The sequence below is a fragment of the Haloleucobacter ellipsoideus genome (assembly GCF_052491725.1).
In genome coordinates this window covers 455,351-475,788 of sequence record NZ_JBQWAR010000020.1, presented here as the reverse complement: position 1 = coordinate 475,788, position 20,438 = coordinate 455,351, and the positions used below count along the sequence as shown (strand labels likewise).

At 65.5% G+C, this 20,438-nt stretch carries 18 protein-coding genes; 2 read left to right on the top strand and 16 right to left on the bottom strand.

Annotated elements, in window-relative coordinates; genetic code table 11:
• Position 1: 1 nt before the first annotated feature.
• Together ACT6QG_RS14020 and murD are read right to left on the bottom strand one after the other, a co-directional pair.
• Positions 2 to 1,561, bottom strand: a complete 1,560-nt coding sequence (locus ACT6QG_RS14020) for an efflux transporter outer membrane subunit (protein WP_444978178.1) — start codon at positions 1,559 to 1,561, stop codon at positions 2 to 4.
• A gap of 242 nt (positions 1,562 to 1,803) precedes the next feature.
• Entirely contained in the window at positions 1,804 to 3,306 is a 1,503-nt protein-coding gene (murD, locus tag ACT6QG_RS14015; RefSeq protein WP_444978177.1) for a UDP-N-acetylmuramoyl-L-alanine--D-glutamate ligase, read from the bottom strand.
• Between the two features lie 301 nt (positions 3,307 to 3,607).
• Between murD and ACT6QG_RS14010 the strand changes: the two genes are divergently transcribed.
• Positions 3,608 to 3,832 carry a YgaP family membrane protein gene (locus ACT6QG_RS14010; RefSeq protein WP_444978176.1) on the top strand — a complete coding sequence of 75 codons (225 nt, stop codon included), beginning with the start codon at positions 3,608 to 3,610 and terminating at the stop codon, positions 3,830 to 3,832.
• Between the two features lie 65 nt (positions 3,833 to 3,897).
• On the opposite strand, the gene mraY is transcribed toward ACT6QG_RS14010, so the two are convergent.
• The 7 genes from mraY to ACT6QG_RS13975 form a co-directional block, all read right to left on the bottom strand.
• Positions 3,898 to 4,980, bottom strand: a complete 1,083-nt coding sequence (gene mraY / locus ACT6QG_RS14005) for a phospho-N-acetylmuramoyl-pentapeptide-transferase (RefSeq protein ID WP_444978175.1) — start codon at positions 4,978 to 4,980, stop codon at positions 3,898 to 3,900.
• Positions 4,981 to 4,983: 3 nt separating this feature from the next.
• Positions 4,984 to 6,384 (bottom strand): UDP-N-acetylmuramoylalanyl-D-glutamyl-2,6-diaminopimelate--D-alanyl-D-alanine ligase, encoded by a 1,401-nt coding sequence (locus ACT6QG_RS14000; RefSeq protein WP_444978302.1) that lies wholly within the window; start codon positions 6,382 to 6,384, stop codon positions 4,984 to 4,986.
• A 68-nt stretch (positions 6,385 to 6,452) separates the two neighbouring features.
• Positions 6,453 to 7,955, bottom strand: coding sequence for a UDP-N-acetylmuramoyl-L-alanyl-D-glutamate--2,6-diaminopimelate ligase (locus tag ACT6QG_RS13995; RefSeq protein ID WP_444978174.1), 1,503 nt, complete (start codon positions 7,953 to 7,955; stop codon positions 6,453 to 6,455).
• Between the two features lie 180 nt (positions 7,956 to 8,135).
• Positions 8,136 to 10,031: a peptidoglycan D,D-transpeptidase FtsI family protein gene (locus tag ACT6QG_RS13990; RefSeq protein WP_444978173.1), complete on the bottom strand. Its 1,896-nt coding sequence runs from the start codon at positions 10,029 to 10,031 to the stop codon at positions 8,136 to 8,138.
• Between the two features lie 10 nt (positions 10,032 to 10,041).
• Positions 10,042 to 10,695 (bottom strand): cell division protein FtsL, encoded by a 654-nt coding sequence (gene ftsL, locus ACT6QG_RS13985; protein ID WP_444978172.1) that lies wholly within the window; start codon positions 10,693 to 10,695, stop codon positions 10,042 to 10,044.
• Positions 10,696 to 10,700: 5 nt separating this feature from the next.
• Positions 10,701 to 11,738: a 16S rRNA (cytosine(1402)-N(4))-methyltransferase RsmH gene (gene rsmH, locus ACT6QG_RS13980; protein ID WP_444978171.1), complete on the bottom strand. Its 1,038-nt coding sequence runs from the start codon at positions 11,736 to 11,738 to the stop codon at positions 10,701 to 10,703.
• Positions 11,735 to 12,208, bottom strand: coding sequence for a division/cell wall cluster transcriptional repressor MraZ (locus tag ACT6QG_RS13975; RefSeq protein WP_444978170.1), 474 nt, complete (start codon positions 12,206 to 12,208; stop codon positions 11,735 to 11,737). The genes rsmH and ACT6QG_RS13975 overlap by 4 nt, the downstream gene beginning before the upstream one ends.
• Before the next feature lie 333 nt (positions 12,209 to 12,541).
• Between ACT6QG_RS13975 and ACT6QG_RS13970 the strand changes: the two genes are divergently transcribed.
• Positions 12,542 to 13,093 carry a DUF3060 domain-containing protein gene (locus tag ACT6QG_RS13970; protein WP_444978169.1) on the top strand — a complete coding sequence of 184 codons (552 nt, stop codon included), beginning with the start codon at positions 12,542 to 12,544 and terminating at the stop codon, positions 13,091 to 13,093.
• A 170-nt stretch (positions 13,094 to 13,263) separates the two neighbouring features.
• Here the strand turns inward: ACT6QG_RS13970 and ACT6QG_RS13965 are convergent, their stop codons facing one another.
• The 7 genes from ACT6QG_RS13965 to ACT6QG_RS13935 all read right to left on the bottom strand — a co-directional run bounded on the left by ACT6QG_RS13965 (position 13,264) and on the right by ACT6QG_RS13935 (position 20,434).
• Positions 13,264 to 14,055, bottom strand: a complete 792-nt coding sequence (locus ACT6QG_RS13965) for a GntR family transcriptional regulator (RefSeq protein ID WP_444978168.1) — start codon at positions 14,053 to 14,055, stop codon at positions 13,264 to 13,266.
• Between the two features lie 304 nt (positions 14,056 to 14,359).
• Positions 14,360 to 15,640 carry a UxaA family hydrolase gene (locus ACT6QG_RS13960; protein WP_444978167.1) on the bottom strand — a complete coding sequence of 427 codons (1,281 nt, stop codon included), beginning with the start codon at positions 15,638 to 15,640 and terminating at the stop codon, positions 14,360 to 14,362.
• An 8-nt stretch (positions 15,641 to 15,648) separates the two neighbouring features.
• Complete coding sequence (locus ACT6QG_RS13955; RefSeq protein WP_444978166.1) at positions 15,649 to 15,936, bottom strand: UxaA family hydrolase; 288 nt, start codon at positions 15,934 to 15,936, stop codon at positions 15,649 to 15,651.
• A 267-nt stretch (positions 15,937 to 16,203) separates the two neighbouring features.
• Positions 16,204 to 17,202 (bottom strand): zinc-dependent alcohol dehydrogenase, encoded by a 999-nt coding sequence (locus tag ACT6QG_RS13950; protein ID WP_444978301.1) that lies wholly within the window; start codon positions 17,200 to 17,202, stop codon positions 16,204 to 16,206.
• Between the two features lie 11 nt (positions 17,203 to 17,213).
• Positions 17,214 to 17,984: an SDR family NAD(P)-dependent oxidoreductase gene (locus ACT6QG_RS13945; protein WP_444978165.1), complete on the bottom strand. Its 771-nt coding sequence runs from the start codon at positions 17,982 to 17,984 to the stop codon at positions 17,214 to 17,216.
• A gap of 3 nt (positions 17,985 to 17,987) precedes the next feature.
• Entirely contained in the window at positions 17,988 to 19,301 is a 1,314-nt protein-coding gene (gene hpsN, locus ACT6QG_RS13940) for a sulfopropanediol 3-dehydrogenase (RefSeq protein WP_444978164.1), read from the bottom strand.
• 44 nt (positions 19,302 to 19,345) lie between these two features.
• On the bottom strand, positions 19,346 to 20,434 hold the full coding sequence (locus ACT6QG_RS13935; protein WP_444978163.1) for an ABC transporter substrate-binding protein: 1,089 nt from the start codon (positions 20,432 to 20,434) through the stop codon (positions 19,346 to 19,348).
• Between the last annotated feature and the right edge of the window lie 4 nt (positions 20,435 to 20,438).

The window sequence follows — 20,438 nt, the reverse complement described above, 5'->3', positions numbered from 1 at the left end:
CTCACTGGAACGACCGGGCAAAATGAGGGCCGGTATCCTGATCCACCACGGCAGGGGTCTTCACATCCACATCCCCGGTCCAGCCCCCGCCCAGCGCCTTGTTGAGCGCGATATAATATGTGGCGATGGCGACGCGGCTCTGCAGCAGCGCATCCTCGGACGAATAGAGCGAGCGCTCGGCATCCAGCACTTCCAGAAAGCTGGTGGAGCCGTTCTGGTAGAGTGAGCGGGAAAGCTGCGCGGCCTGCCGGTAGGAGCCGGTGGAGGCCGAGAGGCGCTCCGCCTTGCGGCGGGTGTGGGAGAGGGAGACGATGGCGTTCTCCACATCCTCCAGCGCGGTCAGAATGGTGGCGTGATAGGTGAGGAAGGACTGGTCGCGCTGCGCCTCGCGCACCTCCACCTCGGCCTTGAGCTGGCCGCCATGGAAAACCGGTACGGTCAGGGATGGCCCATAGGACCAGCTGATGGAGGCGCCACGGGCCAGATCGCCCAGCTTGGTGCCCATGGTGTTCACATTGCCGGTGAGGCTGACGCTGGGATAGCGCGCCGCTTCCGCCTGTCCGATCAGGGCCGTGGAGCGGCCCAGCTCGCGCTCGGCCGCGCGCACATCCGGGCGGCTGCGCAGCACGTCTGCCGGCACGCCCTTGCGGATGGCGGAGCCGGGCTGGGGAATGCGCCCGCCCTTGTCCATCAGCTCGGCAAGGGCGGTGGGCGGCTGGCCGGTGAGAACGCTCAGGCGATGCACGCTCTGGGCATAGGCGGCCTGAAGGTCGGGAATGGTGGCCTCGGTGCTGGCGGCCTGCCCCGCGGCATTGGCCGCATCCACGGCGCTGACGGCCCCGGCCTCATAGCGGGTGCGGGTGAGGGCGGCGGTCTCGCGCTGGGTGGCGGCGGTGCGGCGGGCGAGGGCGATGCGGGCCTGATAACCGCGCGCCTCGACATAATTGGAGGCGACATCTCCCACCAGTGTGAGGAGCGCGGCCTGAAGATCATCATCGGCGGCCTGCATGCCATATCTGGCAGCTTCCACCCCGCGCCGGTTCATGCCGAAAATGTCCAGCTCCCAGCTGGCATCGAAGCCGGCGCGATACTGGGTATAGCGCCCGCCGGCATCCAGCGCGCCATCCTGCCCGATGACAGAGCCATTATCGCCGCGGGTGATGGAGCCTGAACCATCGGCGATGGGAAACAGCGTGCCCATCTGCTTGCGATAGCTCGCCCGCGCCTCGCGCACCCGGGCCTTCGCCGTGGCGACATCCAGATTGCCGGCAACGGCGACATCCATGATCCGGTTGAGATGCGGATCCCGCAGGGTCTTCCACCATTCGCCGAGCTGGGGCGGGTTGGGGGCGGTCTGCTCGGAGGCGGGCCGGGCGCGGCTGTTGCTCCAGCTGTCGGGAAGGGGGAAGCTGGGCGTTGCATATTCCGGCCCGACGGCACAGGCCGCGAGCCCCAGCGCCAGCCCGGTTGCCGCCAGCAGGCGCAGGGTGCGATGCAGCCTCGCCCCTCGCGCTGCTGCGGGGCATGAGGATCTGCTCAGGGCCTTTGGGGATTGGCTCACGCCCACTCTGATCACCTGTCGGCCCGGCTCCGGGGCTTGCGGACTGTTGCATGCTGGACAGCTGCAAGTCCCTGATAAATCATGAAGCGGCGGCAGCTTATAGTTAAAAAATGGTAACTGACCCTTATTGTCCACCTTCCCCGGTGTCAATCCGGATGAGGGGGCAGCAAGCCGCCGCCCCCCCCCCCGGTGTGCGCCATGAAAAAAGGCGGCAACCCGTATGGGCCGCCGCCTGATCTGGCTCAGGGGTGCGGTTTGGCGCCGCCTGATCCGCCTTTCGCGCCCAGATGGGCGGGGCAATGCGGAGGCGGGGTGACCGGCGGGGACGAGGGGGCATGCCCCACCCGTTCGCGCGCTTTCACGCCGGGCAGGGCGCGCACCAGTTCGCAAAAGGCATCGCCGCGCACTTCAAAATTGGGGAACTGGTCGAAACTGGCGCAGGCGGGAGAGAGCAGAACGACCGGATGGGGCAGGCCGCTTTCCAGCGCTTCACGCGTTGCCGCCTCAAGCGCCCGGTGGAGCGTGCCGGAAATCTCGTGCGGCACGCTTGTGCCCAATGTCGCGGCGAAATCCTCTGCGGCCTCGCCAATGAGATAGGCTTTGCGCACCCGTCCGAAATGGGGGCTGAGGGCGGAGATGCCGCCCGCCTTGGGCTTGCCGCCGGCAATCCAGAAAATATCCTCGAAGCTCACCAGGGCCCGCTCGGTGGAATCGGCATTGGTGGCCTTGCTGTCATTGATGAACAGGACCGGGCCAAGCTCTCCCACCTGTTCCATGCGGTGGGCAAGGCCGGGAAAACGCTGCATGGCGGCGGCGATGATCTCCGGCGCGACACCCAGCGCGCGGGTGGTGGCATAGGCGGCGGCGGCATTCTGCGCATTGTGCACACCGCGCAGGGAGCCGATGCCGGACAGATCCAGCCGGAAGCGCTCCGCCCCGTTCTCGCTCACCACGAGGGCCGTCCCCTCGCGCCAGATGCCATCGGCCAGCGGGCGCTGCATGGACAGGCGCACCACATGGTGGCCGGCCTCTTCGGCGCGGTCGGCCATGGCCGCGCTGAAGGCATCATCCACACCGATCACAGCCGTACCGCTGTTCTCGATGCCGGCAATGAGGCGCTCTTTGACCTCGGCATAATGTTCGAGCGTGCCATGGCGGTCGATATGGTCAGGCGAGATGTTCAGCATCACCCCCACGGTGGGGTCGAGGCCGGGGGCGAGATCCACCTGATAGGAGGAGCATTCCACCACATGCACGCGCCCGGCCTTGGGCGGGGCGAGGGAGAGCAGGGCCGTGCCGATATTCCCGCCCATCTGCACATCCCGCCCGGCAATGCGCAGAATATGGGAAATGAGCGCGGTGGTGGTGGATTTGCCATTGGTGCCGGTGATGGCGACAAAGGGGGAGCGCCGGGCAATGGCCGCGCGTTCACGGCAGAACAGCTCGATATCGCCGATCACCTCCACACCCGCCGCCCTGGCCAGTTCCACCGACCAGTGTGGCGCGGGATGGGTGAATGGCACGCCGGGCGCAAGAATGAGGGCGCGCAGGGTGGACCAGTCCAGCGTGCGCAGGTCCTGCACGACAATGCCCGCCCCGGCCGCCGTCTGCCGGGCCTTTTCATTGTCATCATAGGCAATGACATGCGCGCCGCCGGCCTTGAGCGCCAGGGCTGTCGCCATGCCGGAACCGCCAAGCCCGAACAGGGCGACGGTTTCATCCTTCATCACTGTAACTGGGATCATGACTGTCCATCTCGCGAGGGCCGGAAGGCGGCCTGTCATTCTGTCCTGCTGTAAAACTTTTGGGCAGTGGAGGCCACAGCCCCGCGCAAGAAAATACCGGCGCGGTGGGGCAAGGTGCCGTCTTCGGGCCCCGGATGGGGCGGATGGCAAGGTCGGAGAGGGGTGGTGGAGGCGGGTCGCACAGGTCCGCGCGGAAGTGTCACGCTTGTCCGGGGCGGGGGCAGATCCGGGGAAAGCTCGACTTGACAATTCATGATATTAGAAACATTGAATATGAAGATTCCAAACCGGGAGATCAGGCATGTCGCCGAATGTGGGTGGAGCAGACCGCATATTGCGGTTCATTGTGGGCATCATTCTTGTGCTGGTGCCATTTGCGGGCGCCAGCATCGTGCCGGCACTGGCGCAGATCGGCGGCTGGGTGTGGGCGATTGGTGCGGTGGGCCTGCTGATGCTGCTGACCGCCCTGTTCCGTTTCTGCCCGGCCTATCCCTTGCTGGGCATCAATAGCTGCCCGCGCCGCTGAAGGGCGCTGAATCAAAACGGCCCGGAAGGTGATCCCTCCGGGCCGTTTTGTCGGGAACGGGTCTGTCAGCGCAGCTTCAGCGTGGCAAGGCCGATCAGCGCCAGCACGACGGCGATGATCCAGAAGCGGATGACCACCTGCGGTTCGGTCCAGCCCATCTGCTCGAAATGGTGATGGATGGGGGCCATCTTGAACACCCGCTTGCCGGTGAGCTTGAACGACACCACCTGAACGATCACCGAAACCGCTTCCAGCACAAACAGGCCGCCAACGATGGCGAGCACGATCTCATGCTTGGTGACCACCGCGATGGAGCCAAGCAGGCCCCCCAGCGCCAGCGAGCCGGTATCACCCATGAAGACCTGCGCGGGCGGGGCATTGAACCACAGGAAGCCAAGGCCGGCTCCCATCAGCGCCCCGCAGATGACCGCGACCTCGCCGGCACCCGCCACATAGTGAATCTGCAGATAATCGGAGAAGACGACATTGCCGGCCAGATAGGCGATGAGGCCGAATGTGCCCGCCGCGATCATCACCGGCACGATGGCGAGGCCATCGAGACCATCGGTGAGGTTCACCGCATTGCCGGCCGCGACGATGACGAACGCGCCGAAAATGACAAAGAAGACGCCGAGATCCAGCAGGAAATCCTTGAAGAAGGGAAAGGCGACGGATGTCGAAAGGCCCGTGCGCCCCACATTCATGATGATGATGACCGCGACGCCGGCAATCAGGAACTCGATGGCCAGCCGCTTCTTGCCGGACAGCCCGTTATGGGTCTGCTTGGTGACCTTGAGATAGTCATCATAAAAGCCGATCAGGCCAAAGCCGAGCGTGACCAGCAGCACCACCCACACATAGGGATTGGCCAGGTTCGCCCACAGCAGCGTGGCGACGAAGATGCCGCACAGGATCATCAGCCCGCCCATGGTGGGCGTGCCCTTCTTGGCCAGATGCGATTGCGGCCCGTCGGTCCGGATGGGCTGGCCCTTGCCCTGCTTGACCCGCAGCATGGAGATGATCGCCGGCCCGAACAGGAACACGAACAGAAGCGCTGTCACCACCGCGCCACCGGTGCGGAAGGTGATGTAGCGGAAGACGTTGAAGGCCGGTACGGACTGTTGGAGTTCAGCAAGCCACTGAAGCATGGGTCATCCTTTGGGGAACGCGGTCGCGCTGTCGCGGAACCGGTCAGAAAGGGTTTTTACCAGCACGCCCATGCGGCTCCCGTTGGAGCCTTTCACCATCAGCGTGTCACCGGCGCGGATCGCGCTGGCGACCATCGGTTCGAGATGGTGGGCATCATCGGCATAGCCGCCGCGCCGCTCGGGGGGCAGGGCCTCCCAGAGCGCGTGCATGAGCGGCCCGCTGCAAAAGACGAGATCGATGCGATGGGCCAGAATGCCCTCGGCCAGCGCGGCATGGAGAGAGGCGCTGTCCGGCCCCAGCTCCAGCATGTCGCCCAGCACCGCGATGCGCCGGCCACGCGGGCCGGTCTCCATCTGCCCCAGCACACTCAGCGCCGCGCGCATGGAGGCGGGATTGGCGTTGTAGCTTTCATCGATCAGCGTGGCCTCGCCACTGCCCAGCGCCAGAACAACCGGCACGCCCCGCCCGGCCGGGGGGCGCATGCGGCCAAGCGCGATGGCGGCCAGGGCCAGATCCGCCCCCACCAGTTCCACGGCGGCGAGAACGCCAAGCAGGTTTTCCACGATATGGCGGCCCGGCATGGCGGCCTTGAAGGTGAGGGGCGTGCCCAGCACATCCGCCACCGCAACCGAGCAACCGGGCTGGAGGGTGAGGTTTTTCAAATGCACATCAGTGCCCTCCGCCGCACCGAAAGTGACGATGCGGGCGACCCCCTTGGCCTGCGCGGCCGCATGGAGGCGGGCAAACTGCGGATTATCGGCATTGAGAACGGCCGTGCCGCCGGCTTCCAGCCCGTCGAAGATCTCGGCCTTGGCGTCCGCAATCGCCTCGATGCCGGAGAAATGCTCCATATGGGCGGCTTCCACGGTGGTGATGAGCGCCACATGCGGGCGCACCAGCTGCACCAGCGGGGTGATCTCTCCCGGATGGTTCATGCCGATCTCGAACACCGCGAAACGGGCGCTGCGCGGCAGCCGCGCGAGGGAGAGCGGCACGCCCCAGTGATTGTTGTAGGAGGCCGCGGAGGCATGGGTTTCCCCCTCCGCCTCCAGCGCGCAGCGCAGGGCTTCCTTGGTGGTGGTTTTCCCCACCGAGCCGGTGACCGCAATGATGCGGGCGGATGAGCGGGCGCGGGCCGCGCGGGCCAGATCATTGAGCGCGGCGAGCACGTCTTCCACGATGAGAAGGGGGGCATCCGCCGCAAAGCGGCCGGCCTTGTCGCGGGCGACAACAGCCAGCGCCGCGCCGGCGGCCAGCGCCTTTTCCACATGGTCATGGCCATCGCTCGTCTCGCCGGTAATGGCGAAGAAGGCGTCGCCAGCCTCCAGCGTGCGGCTGTCGATGGAAATGCCGCGGGCGGGGCCGGGCGCACCGCGCATCTGCGCGCCCATGGCGGAGATCATCTCGTCGCGTTCATGGAGCACGGGCCGGGCTGCGGGCGGGGATGTTGTGGCCTCGGGTCCATGCTCGCTCATGCGTCATCTCCTGCGCGCATCTTGTTCGCGCCGTGCCCCGAAGTGCTTTCGAGGGCCGCGCGCACCACATCCCTGTCGGAAAAGGGCAGAACCTGTTGGCCGATGATCTGGCCGCTTTCATGGCCCTTGCCGGCCACGATCAGGGCATCACCGGGGCGCATCATGGCCACGGCGGCATGGATCGCCTCCGCCCGGTCGCCGATTTCGCGGGCATGCGGGGCGGCATCGAGAATCTCGGCGCGGATGGTGGCTGGGTTCTCGCTGCGCGGATTGTCATCGGTGATGATGACCACATCCGCCTTGTCCGCCGCAATCGCGCCCATCAGCGGGCGCTTGCCCTTGTCACGGTCCCCGCCGCAGCCGAACACGACGATCAGACGCCCGGTAATGGCCGGGCGCAGCGTATCCAGAACCGTGGCCAGTGCCTCGGGCTTGTGGGCATAGTCCACAAAGACCGGGCGGGCCGGGTCCGCGCTCACCTGTTCGAGCCGTCCGGGTACGCCTTCCAGATGGGCGAGAGCCGCCAGCGCGGCGGTGCGCGGGGCACCGCTGGCAATGGCAAGGCCTGCCGCCAGCAGGGCATTTTCGGCCTGAAAGCGTCCCACCAGCGGCAGCAGCACATCCATGCCATCGGTGAAGGCGAGACGCTGCCCCACCCCTTCGGGGGTGATGCCGGCGAGGGTGATGCTTGCGCCTGAACCTTCCGCGCCAAAGCTCAATGTGGGCAGGCCACGGGTCTGCGCCCAGGCCAGCGCCGTGGCCGCATGGGGGGCTGAAAGCACGGCGACAGCAGGGGCATCCTGCGGCATCAGCTCCGTGAACAGACGCATCTTGGCCTTGAAATAGGCCTCAACCGTGGGGTGATAGTCGAGATGGTCGCGGCCCAGATTGGTGAAGCCGCCGGTGCTGATCTGCACCCCGTCCAGCCGGCGCTGGTCGAGCCCGTGGGAGGACGCCTCCAGCGCGATATGGGTGATGCCCGCCCCGGCCAGACGGTCCAGCGTTTCATGCAGGTCCACCGGATCGGGCGTGGTGAGGGAGCCATAGGTGGTGCCATCGGGTGCAACAAGGCCGATGGTGCCGAGATAGGCCGCGCGGTGGCCCAGCTTTTCCCAGATCTGCCGCAGGAAAAAGGCGACGGAGGTCTTGCCGGCCGTACCGGTCACGGCGGCCACGATTCCGGGCTGGCGCGGATGGAAGCGGGCGGCCGCCAGGGCGAGAGACCGGCGCACATCCAGCGAAAAGGCGAAATCCACGTCCGCCGGCGTATCGGGCAGCGGGGCCAGGGGTTCCAGCAGGATGGCGCTGGCCCCGCGCGCTATCGCATCGGGAATGAAGCGGGCGCCATCGGCACGGTTGCCGGAGATGGCGACAAAGAGGAAGCCCGGTTCCACCTTGCGGCTGTCTGCGGTGATGCCGCTGATCGGGCGTTGTTCCGCCTGCGGGCGGAGAATGCGGGCATGGCCGGCAAGAAGCAGGCCGAGAGTGTGGTTCGCCATGGTGCCCCCTTTTGGCACTCTCGCCGCCTGCTTGTCATCTCCCTCAGCCTGCCAAAATGCATGACAGAACCGGGATATGTTGATGATGCATCCTGTGCCGTTGCGTCAGCATCGCGCACCGCCGGCGGGATGTGCAGCATGACTGTGCCGGGGCGGCGGCCTGCGCCCCGGCACATGGTTTCAGCGCCCGGCCAGCTTCTGGCCGCTGTTGCGGAGCATTTCTTCCGCCGTCGGGAAATTCTGGCGGGGAGAGACGCCAAGCATGGGGGCGATACGTTCCACGATGGCGCCGGCCGTGGGGGCCGCGTTCCAGCCCGAGGTGGCATAGCCATAGGTTTCCGGCAGGCCCTTGGGCTCATCCAGCATCACCAGCACATGGTAGCGCGGGGCATCCATGGGGAAGATGGCGGTGAAGGAGGTGAGCAGCTTGTTCTTGGCATAGCGCCCGTTCACCACCTTCTCGGCGGTGCCGGTCTTGCCGCCCACCATATAGCCGGGCACATCCGCCTTGCGGGCGCTGCCCTTCTCCGCATTCATGCGCATGAGATAGCGCATCTTGTCGGAGGTGGAGGGCTTGAGAACCTGTTCCGACACCTGCCGCGCTTCCTCGGGCGTGCGCTTGAGGAAGGTGGGCGGCACCAGCAGCCCGCCATTGACCATGGAGTTCACCGCCATCACCGCCTGAAGCGGGGCGACGGAAAGGCCATGGCCGAACGCGATGGTCGCGGAGTTCAGCTCACCCCAGTTGCGCGGCACGATGGGCATGGCGCTTTCGGCAAGCTCCGTGCGCAGCCGGTCGAGCTGGCCCATTTTCTTCAGGAACTTCTTGTGCGCGTCCACGCCCAGCGCCAGCACCATCTTGGCGGTGCCGATATTGGACGAATACTGGAAGATCTCGGGCACGGTCAGCACCCGGTTCTTGCCATGATAGTCATTGATGGCAAACTTGCCGAAACGCATCGGCCCGCGCGCATCGAAGGTGGAGTTCAGCCCGATGCGATCGGAATCCAGCGCCATGGCGAAGGACAGCGCCTTGAAGGTGGAGCCCATTTCGAACACGCCGGTGGTGAGGCGGTTGAGATAGGCGATGTCGGTCGGGTCACCGGGCTTGTTGGGGTCGAAGTCCGGCAGCGAGACCATGGCGATGATCTCGCCGGTATTCACCTCGATCACAAGGCCCATGGCGTGCAGGGCGGAGAACTTGTTCTTGGCCTTGAGCAGTTCGTCACGCATGGCGTGCTGCACGCGCATGTCAATGGACAGCTCCACCGGCTTGAGCTGGCTGTCGACAGCAAAGCCCGCCAGATGCAGCTCGTTCAGGCCGCGTCCGTCCACCCATTTCTCAAGGCCGGAAATACCCTGGTTGTCCACGTTCACCCCGCCGATGACGTGGGAGAGGATGGGACCGTCAGGATAGATGCGGCGGTTCTCGCGCAGGAAGCCGATGCCGGGCAGGCCCAGCCGGTGGATCTCTCGCTGCTGGGAGGGCGTGATGTCACGCTTGATCCAGGCAAAGCCCTTGCCGGAATTCAGACGCTTGCGGGTTTCTTCCACATCAAGGTCGGGCAGAACCTTCAGCAGCCCTTCAAGCGCCTCGTCCGGGTCGATGAGGCGGCGCGGTTCGGCGAACAGGGAGGGGGATTTCACGTCGATGGCGATGATGTCGCCATTGCGATCGACAATCTCCGGGCGGGCAGACGAAATGGCATCGGAGCCGCGCCCGCGGGCCACATCGTTTTCCGCGGTGATCGCCAGATGGGTGAGCTGTGCGGCAATGGCCAGAAACACGCCGCAAAAACCCAGCATCACGAACTTGATGCGCGCGCCGGCGACCCGGGCCGGGCTGGCATTGGGGTTGCCCTTCGCGGCCTGCTTCACGATGCGGAACGTGCCGAGGCTCACGGAGCGCAGCAGGCGGCCGGCCAGCGCGCCAGTCTTGCCGACACCGTGAATGACGCCAAGCGCCCCCCGCGCAAGCGCGGGCACGAGGCGGTCGGAAACGAATCCCCCGCCCGCACGGGCATGGCCCTCGGGCGCGGAAGGATTGCGGGGGGAAGAGGAATCTGGATGCGTCATGATGGCCTCGTCAGCGTGCGCCGGGCAGAGAGCCGGGAGGCAGAATGGGAGCCATGCCGCCGGCAGGGCGGCCCGCAGGCGCGGGTGCGGCCATCTGCGGGGTGTAATAGGCCGGAGGCGGTGGCGGAACAGGGTCGATCACCTGCCGTGCCGGAGCCGGCGCGGTGCGGGCGGGTGCGGCCGTGGCAACGGGTCGCGGTCGCGCCGCGGGCGGATTGGCCGGGCGGGGCGGAGGGGTTGAGGGGCGCATGGCCGAGGCGGCCGGCAGGGTGGCGCTGTCGGAATTGCGGTTCGTCGCCGCCGGGGCGGAGCGGCTGACAGAGGAGGTGACCAGCGGCTCGTCCACCAGCGCCTCGATCATGCCGCCGATTCCGTCAGAGCTGTCGGACGGCTTTGCAGGCAGGTCGGCAAGATCGGAAACAGAGGCCATGTCCAGCCGCTTCAGGTCCAGATGACGTTCCACAAGCCCCTGGATATAAAAGGGTGAGGTCCGCCGCGCCCATTCCGCCTTCATCAGCGCGATGGCGTCACGTTCCTTGCGGATCGACGCGCGCAGGTTCGCAAGGCGTTCCGCCTCCATGGTGGACGCATATTTGAGCTGGTAGACCACCGCCGCGGTCACCAGCAGGGCGATGACCATGATGATATTGGCGATCCGAAACATTGCGCCTAGCGTCTCCGGCCGTTCCTTTGCGGAGACGGGGCCGGAAGGAGCCCCGTCAGGTCGCCGTCCGTGTGCGCGGGTTGATCCGTGCGTTCGGCCGCGCGAAGCTTCGCGGACCTTGCGCGTGGATTACCTGCCACTTCGTCGGAGCCGGGCTCCACGGCGCCTTTTGCAACGAGGCGAAACGAGGGAGCCGGCCCTTCCGCTTGCGGCATGTGACGCGATGCGGACGGTGCCTTGCTCCTTGATGCCAGAAAATTCTTAACGATCCTGTCTTCCAGCGAGTGGAAGGTGACGACAACCAGCCGACCGCCGGGCCTGAGAGCCCTTTCGGCGGCCGCAAGCGCTTGTGCGAGCTCGGATAATTCCTCGTTCACAGCAATCCGCAGCGCCTGGAAGGTGCGTGTCGCCGGGTGCATTTCCCCCGGTTTTGCCCACACCACGCGCGAGACGATCTCGGCAAGCTGGCTGGTGCGGGTGATGGGTGCTTCGCCGCGCGCCTTCACAATGGCCCGGGCAATGGCGCGCGACTGGCGCTCTTCCCCCAGCGACCAGATGACATGGGCGAGATTCACCTCATCCAGTTCCGCCACGAGATCGGCGGCGGAAGGGCCGGTGTCGCCCATGCGCATGTCGAGCGGGCCATCACGGCGGAAGGAAAAGCCGCGCTCGGCCTGATCGAGCTGCATGGAGGAGACGCCAATATCCAGCACCACGCCATCGAGCGGGGTGAAGCCGGCTTCTTCTGCGCGCACATCCAGCTGGGAGAAACGGTCCTGCACCAGTTGCAGGCGGCCATCAAACGCGCGCACCAGTTCTTCACCGGCCGCGATGGCCGTGGGGTCGCGGTCGAAGGCGAGGAGACGGCAGTTGGCCGCCTTGAGAATGGCGCTGGTGTAGCCGCCTGCGCCGAAGGTGCCATCGACATAATGTCCGGCATCCTTCGGCGCGAGGTGGGTGAGAACCTCGCGCAGCATGACTGGCAGATGACGGGCCGGTCCGCCAGCGGCGTCGGTTGGGCCGACCCCGTGACCCGTCTTCATTCTGCCTTGCCCCGCAGGTTCTCGCTTCGGGAGCCGATGGCCTTGCGCAACTCGCGCACCCTTTGGGTGGCCTCCGCGAGATGCACTTTCAGCCGCTCCGGTTCCCAGATCCGGAATTTGTGCCCCAGCCCCACAAAGGCCACCTGATCGGTGATGCCGGCATGGGTCTTGAGCGTCTCACTCAGCACCACCCGTCCTTCCGGGTCCACGCGCAGGGTTTCGCTGGTGCCGTAAAGGGCGGCGGCCAGCTCCTCGCGCTCCTCCGAATAGGGCGGATAGCGTTCGATCAGCGCCTCGATTTCACCGAGGAGCCTGTTGCCACCGGCATCCAGAGCGGGCTCCGCAAGGGAAGGGTGGCAATACAGACCTTCTGCCCCATCACGGGTCAGCACAGCGCGGAAGGGCGCGGGGATGGAAACCCGGCCCTTGGCGTCGAGACGCATCGTGTATGTGGACACGAAGCGGTCCATGGCGCCGGTGTGCCTTCCTTTTCAGCCGCTCCCGGAAAGGCCGGAAGCCTCTGGACGGGGCAGCCGTCCATTCATGTCTTGGGTATGAATGGGCTATCATGGGAAATCATGGGCGTCAATGGAACAGGGTGGGCGCTCACGGGTGGTCTGTGGGTCGGGCCTGCTTAAAAAACCAGCATTGGCAAGGGTTCTTCGGGCATGCCATGATGGTGCGGGCAGATATATGATGCCCAGGTGCCCTGCGGCGGAAACGCTTTCCCGCCCCTTGGGACTTGCCGTGCCGCCCGGCATCGGGCTTGCTGTGTCCATCCAGCCATGAATGGAGATTTCACCGTGAAGACTGGCCTGTCCCAATCCTTTTCCCCGTTTCTGCTGCTTCTGGCCCTTGGCGCACCGGCTGTGGCCCAGGCTGATGCCGGGCAGGGGGATGAGGAGCCGCAGATTGTCATCGAGGGGCAGGGGTTGAGCCGTGATGTGCCCTGCGGCGGTTCTTCCGTTGGCATTTATGGCGCGGAGAACACCGTGGCGCTGACAGGGGATTGCGGCGCTGTCTTCGTGCATGGCAAGGGCCATGTGGTGCGCTTCGAGAAGGCCGGCGAGGTGGTTGTCACCGGCGTGGAAAACAGGATCACCGGAGGTGAGGCGACAGGGCTTGCCGTCGCCTCCGCCAGCAATCAGGTTGAAACCGCGATCCGTCCGGCGGAAGGCTCCGCCGCTGTCGAGGTTGCGGGTGCAGACCATGTCGTGAAGCTGAAACTGGCAGGCCCCACGGTGCTGGATGTCGCGGGGGTGAAGAACAAGGTGAGCTGGGCTTTGCAGGATGGGGCGCCAGACCCGAGGATCGACATTTCCGGTGCCATGAATGACGTGAAGCGTGCGCCCTGAGGCGCTCTCACCCGCATGGCCCAAGGCGCCAGTCCGCTAGCCTTCTATATTGCTTCAGCCATGCCCCTGTATGGGGAGGGGTGGGCTCGCCCCTCTTTCCATGATGCCACATCGCCGGCCGGGGCCGTGTCAGGAAATGCGATTCCGTGGGGAGGGCGTGCCCGGAAGGTTCAGCTGAGATCCGCCAGATAATGGAAGTTGCCGGTCAGGCAATAGCTGCGCCGCCATTCCACCGGGGTCTCATCCAGCCCGAAGGCGAGCCGGTCGATCAGCAATGCGGGCGTGCCTGCATCGACATTGAGAAGCCCGGCCTCTGCCGGCCCCACTGTCACGGCCTTCAGCTTTTCACGCGCCCGCGCAACGGTGATGCCGTATCGACTGGCATAAAGCCCGTACAGATTGTTGGGCACGGGCATATCGGCAAGGCCGGGAAACAGCGCCTCAGGCAGGGTGAGGGTTTCGGTCAGCAGCGGAACATCATCACAGGTGCGTACGCGCCGGATATGCAGAACCCGCGCGCCCCGGACCAGATTGAGGGCGGAAGCCTCGGCCACGCTGGCCCTGGCCTTCTCTATGCCCAGCACCCGGCTTTCCGGAAAGCGGCGCTTGCCATCATCTCCCACCAGCTTGAAAAACTGGAAGAGAATGCGCTCTTCGTCATGCCGGGCGACGAATGTGCCGCGCCCCTGACGGCGGGTGACCAGATTTTCAGCCGCCAGCTCATCCAGTGCCTTGCGCACGGTGCCCTGGCTCACGCCCAGTTCTGCGGCCAGATGCATTTCGCTCGGCAGCGGCTCACCGGGGCTCCAGACGCCATCCACCATGCGGCGCACGAGGGTTTCCCGCACCTGCCGATAGAGGGGTTTGGACTCCAGGCTGTCGCGCTCCTCCGGCCCGGGCGCGAAGGCGGGTTTTTCCGCGCGTCGACGGATGGCGGTGCTGCCGCTGCTGGCCTTGCTCATCTGCCTTCCGCCCCTTTTCTCATTCTTGCTCCGCAGCACGCCTTGATCGCATGCCCATGACCGCCGGCAAGCCTTCTGGCCTGGGGATCATGCCGTCTGCATCAGGCCGGATGACCGGACAGTAAATACTCTGTCTTATGTAATATAAAAGCATGGGCGGCGGCAATTGCCATAAGGGCGAAGATCCGCCCTGCCGGAACAGTGGAAGCCACGCACCGGACGGATCTGGTGGTGGTGTTTGAAACAGCCATGCGGATGCGCATGAAAAGGGGGCGGCCAAGTCTGGCTGCCCCCTTCTTCTTGATCAGGCGCTGCGATACAGCTTGGTCATCACGAATTCCCGGTGACCGAGGGATTCGGCAGCCGTGAGGCGGCCATTGGCGGTGCGGACGATCATGTCGATCAGCGCGTCGCCGGCCTGCGGAATGGTCATGTCGCGCCGCAGCACGCCGGACACGTCCACATCGATATGCTCGCCCATGGTGCGCACCGTGCGCGGGTTTCCGGTGATCTTGATGACCGGCACGATGGGATTGCCGATCACATTGCCCTGCCCGGTGGGGAAGGTGTGGATGACATAGCCGGCCGCCGCCATCAGCGTGACGCACTCGGCCGCGGCCGAGGAGGTGTCCATATAGTACAGGCCCGGCCCCTTCGCGGGCGCCTCGGCCGGCTCCAGCGCATCGATGAACTTGCTTTCGCGGCCGATCTTCTCAAGGTTCCCGAGGGCCTTTTCCTCAATCGTGGTGAGGCCGCCGGCAATATTGCCCTTGGTGGGCTGGCTGTCGGAAAGGTCATCGGTCTTGTGGGCCTCGATGACATCCTCCTGATAGGCCTTCCACATCTTGTACCATTTGTCCGCAATCTCGGGAGAGGCCGCCCGTTCCTTGCACAGATGCTCCGCGCCGGTGATTTCGGAGGTCTCTCCGAACACGCCATAGATGCCCAGCGGGATCAGCTTGTCATACATGTTGCCAACGGTGGGGCAGGAGGACAGGCCGGTGGTGGTGTCGCTCTCGCCGCACTTGGTGGAGACCCACAGGTCGGAGATCGGGCATTCCTCGCGCGGAAGCTCGGCGGCCCACTGCACGAAGCGCTTGGCCTGATAGGAGGCGCGGGCAATGGTGGCAATGTCGCCATTGCCCTCGATGCCGAAGCCGACAACCGGCTTGCCGGTGCGGGCAATGCCTTCCACCACCCGGTTGGTCCACTGGTCCTCGATGCCGATCACCACCACGGCGGCGACATTGGGATTGGAGCCGATGCCGATGAGGGTGCGGAAATGGATATCCAGATCCTCGCCGAACTGAAGGCGGCCATAGGCGTGGGGCAGCGCCATGGTGCCCTTCACATTGTTGGCCACGGCCTCGCAGGCCGCGTTGGAAAGATCATCCAGCGGCAGCAAGATGACATGGTTGCGCACACCGACGCGGCCATTCTCGCGGCGCCAGCCCATGAAGGTGGCGTCCTGATAGGCGGCGGAGGCCAGTTTTGCAGGTGTCGCCCCCGTCACCAGCTGGTCGGGTGCGCCCCCGTTGAAGGGGTTCTGCGCGGTCTGGGCGTGGAACATGGCAATTTCGGACATTTCACACCTCACCAGCGCTTCGTCTTGACGTTATGGACATGGACATGTTCGCCCCTGGCGATATCGGCCTTGGCGATGCCGATGTCCTGGCCGTATTTCCAGATGGTATCTCCCGCCTTGATATCGACGAGCGCGACCTTGTGGCCGATCGGCACGTCCATCTTTGATGTCAGGTTGAAGGCGGAATTGTCATGCGTGACGACGCACAGCATGTCCGTACCGGCCTTCAGCCCCTCGACCACGACGACACCAACGGTGTCTTTCTTTTCATGAACCAGCAGTTGGGGCGCGCTCACGCTTTCCTCCTCTTGTTGTCCTTGTGCCAGTGTGTTGGCATATGTCTTATATAAGATATTATATGTAACAGTGCAAATGAAATCTGCCGGAACCTGTTCGGAATGTCACTGTTCCGCTGCGGTGGAATGCGGGTTCAGGGGCCCGGCAGTGCGGGTGGGGTGGCGTGCGCCGGAGGGGCTGCCGCATCGGGCGGCTCCGGCACCCGGCACCCGGCGCACGCGCAGCCGGCTTCAGGGAGGGGGAGCCGGCTGGCAGGATCGGCTGGATCAGGTGACGTTCAGGACGATTTTCGCGGCATTGGTGCGCGCGGCGTCCATGTCGGCGAAGGCGGAAACCGCATCGTCAAAGTCGCGTACCTCAATCCATTCCAGCGTTCCCAGGCGCCCGGATGAGAGGGCGTCCACCGTCGCCCGGAAATCCGCCGGCGTGTAGCAATAGGTGCCGGAAACGATGATCTCCTGAAGGGTGATGCGGCGGATATCAAAGCCGTCCATTCCCGGCAGAAGCCCGGCATGGACGATCACCCCGCCCGGGCGCACGGTGCGGCTGGCTGTGGCGCGGGTGGCGGCGGCCCCCACGGCATCGATCACAAGGTCGATGCTGCTCTCCTGCGGCGCGTCGGCATCCTCCGGTGCATGGCAGGCGAATCGCCCGGCGCGCCTCACCGTCTCCCGCCGTCCCGCATGGGGCTCCACCACATGGATGGCCGCGGCGCCCTGCATGGCGAGCACGAGCGCGGCGGCAAGGCCGATCGCCCCGCCGCCCAGAACAAGGCAGCGCGCGGCGGAAAGCGGTTGGTCCAGCAGGCGCGCGCCGGTATTGACCGCGTGATAGGCCACCGCCACCGGCTCGGCCAGTGCGGCATGGATGAAGGAGAGGTGGTCGGGAATGGCCACCAGATTGCGCTCGGGAATCCGCACCATCTGGGCAAAGGCGCCCGGGCGCGGCGGCATGGAAATGATCTGCCGCTCCGGGCACAGGTGAGAGCGGCCGGATTCGCATGCCGGGCATGTTCCGCAGACCACCAGCGGATTGATGGTGACCCGCTCTCCCGCGCGCGGGCCGCTCATGATCCGCCCGGCCGCCTCGTGCCCCAGTATGAGGGGGGGCGGACGGCGGGCATCATGCCCGTGATAGGCATGCATGTCCGAGCCGCAAATGCCGACAGCCTCGACCCTGACAACCACCTCGTCATTGGTGGGCACGGGGTCGGCCTCGATGCGGAATTCAAGGGCGTTGGGGCCGGTATAGACCAGTGCTTTCATCACTCACCCCCTCATTTCGCGGTGAAGCCGCCGTCTACCGCAAGGATCTGGCCGGTGACATAGGCGGAGGCATCGGAGGCGAGAAACACCGCGGGCCCCACCAGATCCTCCATCCGCCCGTTCCGGCCGATGGCTGTCTGCGCCGCATTGCGCGTGGCCCGATCCTCATTCTCGAACACGGCCTGTGTGAGCGCGGTGGGGAAGAAGCCGGGGGCAATGGCATTGCAGGTGATGCCCCGCGCCGACCAGGCCTCCGCCATCGCCCGGGTGAGCTGGGCGATGGCCCCCTTCGCGGCGCCATAGGGGGCCGAATCGGGGAAGGCGCGGAAGGATTGCAGCGAGGCGATATTGATGATCCGCCCCCGGCCCCGCTGCGCCATGGCTGGCGCCAGCGCCTGCACCAGCAGGAAAGGCGCGCGGACATGTACGGCCATGTGCAGGTCAAACGCCTGCGGGCTGACCGCCTCATAAGGCTGGCGCAGATTCATCCCGGCGGCATTGATGATGATGTCGATGGCAAGGCCGCGCTCCTGCACGGCCTCCACCACTGTTGCCGGGCCATCGGCTGCACCAAGATCCGCCTCGACCCATGTGCAGGGCGTGCCCTGTGCCTCAAGATCACGCGCCGCCGTTTCAAGGGCGGCCTTGCGTCTTGCGGCCAGAAGGATGCCGGCGCCCGCCTGCCCAAGGCCCATGGCCATGGCAAGGCCGATGCCGGAGCTTCCGCCCGTGACCAGCGCGGTGCGACCGGAAAGGTCGAAAAGGGGGGAGAGTCTGAACATGGCTCAGGCTTCCACCGGCAGGCCAAGGTCGAAATTGTGGCCGGGGAAATATTTGTCCAGCCGGTAATCCCCCGTGCGCGCATGGGCTTCCATGCCCTCAAGCCGGGAAATGCGGGCCGTGGTCTGGGCGATGGTCTTGCAGGCCTCACGATCCATCTGCTGCCAGGTCAGCGGCTTGAGGAACTTGTGCACGGACAGGCCGGCCGAGTAACGCGCCGCGAACTTGGTGGGCAGGATATGGTTGGGGCCGGAGCACTTGTCGCCAAAGGCGACAGTGGTTTCCTCGCCAAGGAACAGGGAGCCGTAATTGGTGAGGCTGTTGCGCCACCACTCCAGATCCGCGCAGTGGATCTCCAGATGCTCGCTGGCATAACGGTCGGAAATCTCGACCAGTTCCTCTCGTGTATCGCAGACGATGACTTCTCCATAATCGCGCCATGCGGCGGTGGCGGCCTCGCGCGCTGTCTTGGGCAGTTCGTCGATGAGGCGCGGCATGTGGCCCATCACCTCCTCCGCCAGCCGGCGCGATGAGGTGAACAGCCAGGCGGGGCTCTCATGCCCATGCTCGGCCTGGCCGACCAGATCGACCGCCACCATCAGCGGATCAGCGGTCTCATCGGCGATTACCGCGACCTCCGAGGGGCCGGCAAACACGTCGATACCCACCTTGCCGAACAGCATGCGCTTGGCTTCGGCGACATATTTGTTGCCCGGGCCGACAATGATATCCGCCGGCTTGCCGGTGAACAGGCCATAGGCCATGGCGGCGATGGCCTGCACGCCGCCGAGCGTCATCACCACATCCGCGCCGGCCACCTTCATGGCATAGAGCACGTAAGGATGAATCCCCGCGCCCCGGAACGGGGTGGAGCAGGCGACCACGGTGCCGACCCCTGCCGCCTTGGCGGTGGCGATGGACATGTAGGCCGAGGCGATATGAGCATATCGCCCGGTGGGCACATAGCAGCCGGCGACATTGCAGGGCACCAGCTTCTGCCCGGCCGTGAGCCCGGGAAGAAGCTGCACTGAGAAATCCTTCACGCTGTCGCGCTGGGCTTCCGCGAAACGGCGCACCTGATCGGCCGCGAACTCGATATCGCGTCTCACGCTCTCGGGCACTTCAGCGGCCCGGCGTTCCATGTCCTCGCGGGTGATGAGAATGGGGCCATCCCACTTGTCGAGTTCCAGCGCATAATCGCGCACGGCCGCCTCGCCCCGGCGTTCGATTTCGCCGAGCATGGTGGTCACCACGTCCTGCGCGGTGCCCGTCTCCGTTTCCGGGGTCTTGGTTGCGCGCTTGAGATATTCAATGGCCATAGCGTTCTCCATTACGCCGCGCATGTGGGCGGGCGAGGGTGTGTTCAGTTGGGCTTGTCAAATTCCGTGGCGAAGGCTTTCAGCCGCGCATCATCGGTGACCTTGCGCATGAAGCTGGTGTCCACGAAGGTCCTGGGGTCCGGGGCGGCGGGAATGGTGCCGACTTCGCTCATGAAGCCGCCGATATTGTTCAGCCAGCCATCAAATGCGGAGTCCTTGCCATCCCGCTGCAGCAGGCTGTTCTGCTCGTCGAGGCTGAAGGTGGGGCGCAGCCTGAATTCCTGGTCTATGGCCTCGTCCGAAGCCTCGACCCCGCCATCGGCATAGAAGCGCTTCGCCATGGCGCGTGCCTCCTGGGGGTGGGCTTTGGCCCAGCTCCAGCCACGCAGATAGACCGCGAGGATCTTCGCCACCTCATCCGGGTTCTGCTTCGCGAATTCGGGGCGCACCACCAGCGTGCCGGGCACAACGGCATCGGCATCCGCGCCAGAGCACAGCACCTTCGCGCCGGCCTTTTCCTCCAGCGTATAGGTATGGGGCGCCCAGACGCCGACAACCGTGTCGCGGTTCGCCATCATGGCCGAGATCACCTGGGCCTGCCCGAGATTGACGAACTGCATGTCGGAGGATTTCAGGCCCCATTTCTTCAGGCAGGCGCGGGCGGCATAATCGGCGGTGGAATTGGTGGTCAGCAGCAGGCGCTTGCCCCTGAGCTGGCCAGGATCGGCCCTGATGGCATCCACCTTGTCGCCCGCCGCCATCATCGCATTGGTTCTGGACTCGTCATTGGTGATGCCCACCGTGACAAGACCGAACCGCGCCGCGCCCAGCACCGCGGGAACAGCGCCCGTGCCGCCGACATCCCAGGAGCCCGCCTGCGCCGCCGCCACCTGCGGCGCGCCCGCGGGGAAGGTGACGAATGAGGGATCGAGCCCCACATCCTTCCACCACCCCTTCTCTGTCGCGATATAGAAGGGCAGGGCCCAGTAAAGGGCTGGAAGATAGGAGATCTTCACCTTGGCGGGTGTTTGCGTGGCGGCGTGGGAGACACCACTCATCAGTCCTGCTGCGGGGGTGAGGGCAAGCGCCAGTGCAAGGGCGCCTGGCAGGATCATTCTGTAACTGGGTTTCATGGGT

Bases quoted from the DNA above. Each gene is read 5' to 3' on its own strand.
- ACT6QG_RS13995 (WP_444978174.1), bottom strand. From the start codon at position 7,955: ATGGCGAACCACACTCTCGGCCTGCTTCTTGCCGGCCATGCCCGCATT.
- hpsN (WP_444978164.1), bottom strand. From the start codon at position 19,301: ATGGCCATTGAATATCTCAAGCGCGCAACCAAGACCCCGGAAACGGAG.
- ACT6QG_RS13960 (WP_444978167.1), bottom strand. From the start codon at position 15,640: ATGTCCGAAATTGCCATGTTCCACGCCCAGACCGCGCAGAACCCCTTC.
- ACT6QG_RS14000 (WP_444978302.1), bottom strand. From the start codon at position 6,384: ATGATCTCCGCCATGGGCGCGCAGATGCGCGGTGCGCCCGGCCCCGCC.
- ACT6QG_RS13950 (WP_444978301.1), bottom strand. From the start codon at position 17,202: ATGAAAGCACTGGTCTATACCGGCCCCAACGCCCTTGAATTCCGCATC.
- ACT6QG_RS13945 (WP_444978165.1), bottom strand. From the start codon at position 17,984: ATGTTCAGACTCTCCCCCCTTTTCGACCTTTCCGGTCGCACCGCGCTG.
- ACT6QG_RS13935 (WP_444978163.1), bottom strand. From the start codon at position 20,434: ATGAAACCCAGTTACAGAATGATCCTGCCAGGCGCCCTTGCACTGGCG.
- ACT6QG_RS14010 (WP_444978176.1), top strand. From the start codon at position 3,608: ATGTCGCCGAATGTGGGTGGAGCAGACCGCATATTGCGGTTCATTGTG.
- mraY (WP_444978175.1), bottom strand. From the start codon at position 4,980: ATGCTTCAGTGGCTTGCTGAACTCCAACAGTCCGTACCGGCCTTCAAC.
- rsmH (WP_444978171.1), bottom strand. From the start codon at position 11,738: ATGAAGACGGGTCACGGGGTCGGCCCAACCGACGCCGCTGGCGGACCG.
- ftsL (WP_444978172.1), bottom strand. From the start codon at position 10,695: ATGTTTCGGATCGCCAATATCATCATGGTCATCGCCCTGCTGGTGACC.
- ACT6QG_RS13990 (WP_444978173.1), bottom strand. From the start codon at position 10,031: ATGACGCATCCAGATTCCTCTTCCCCCCGCAATCCTTCCGCGCCCGAG.
- ACT6QG_RS13975 (WP_444978170.1), bottom strand. From the start codon at position 12,208: ATGGACCGCTTCGTGTCCACATACACGATGCGTCTCGACGCCAAGGGC.
- murD (WP_444978177.1), bottom strand. From the start codon at position 3,306: ATGATCCCAGTTACAGTGATGAAGGATGAAACCGTCGCCCTGTTCGGG.
- ACT6QG_RS13965 (WP_444978168.1), bottom strand. From the start codon at position 14,055: ATGAGCAAGGCCAGCAGCGGCAGCACCGCCATCCGTCGACGCGCGGAA.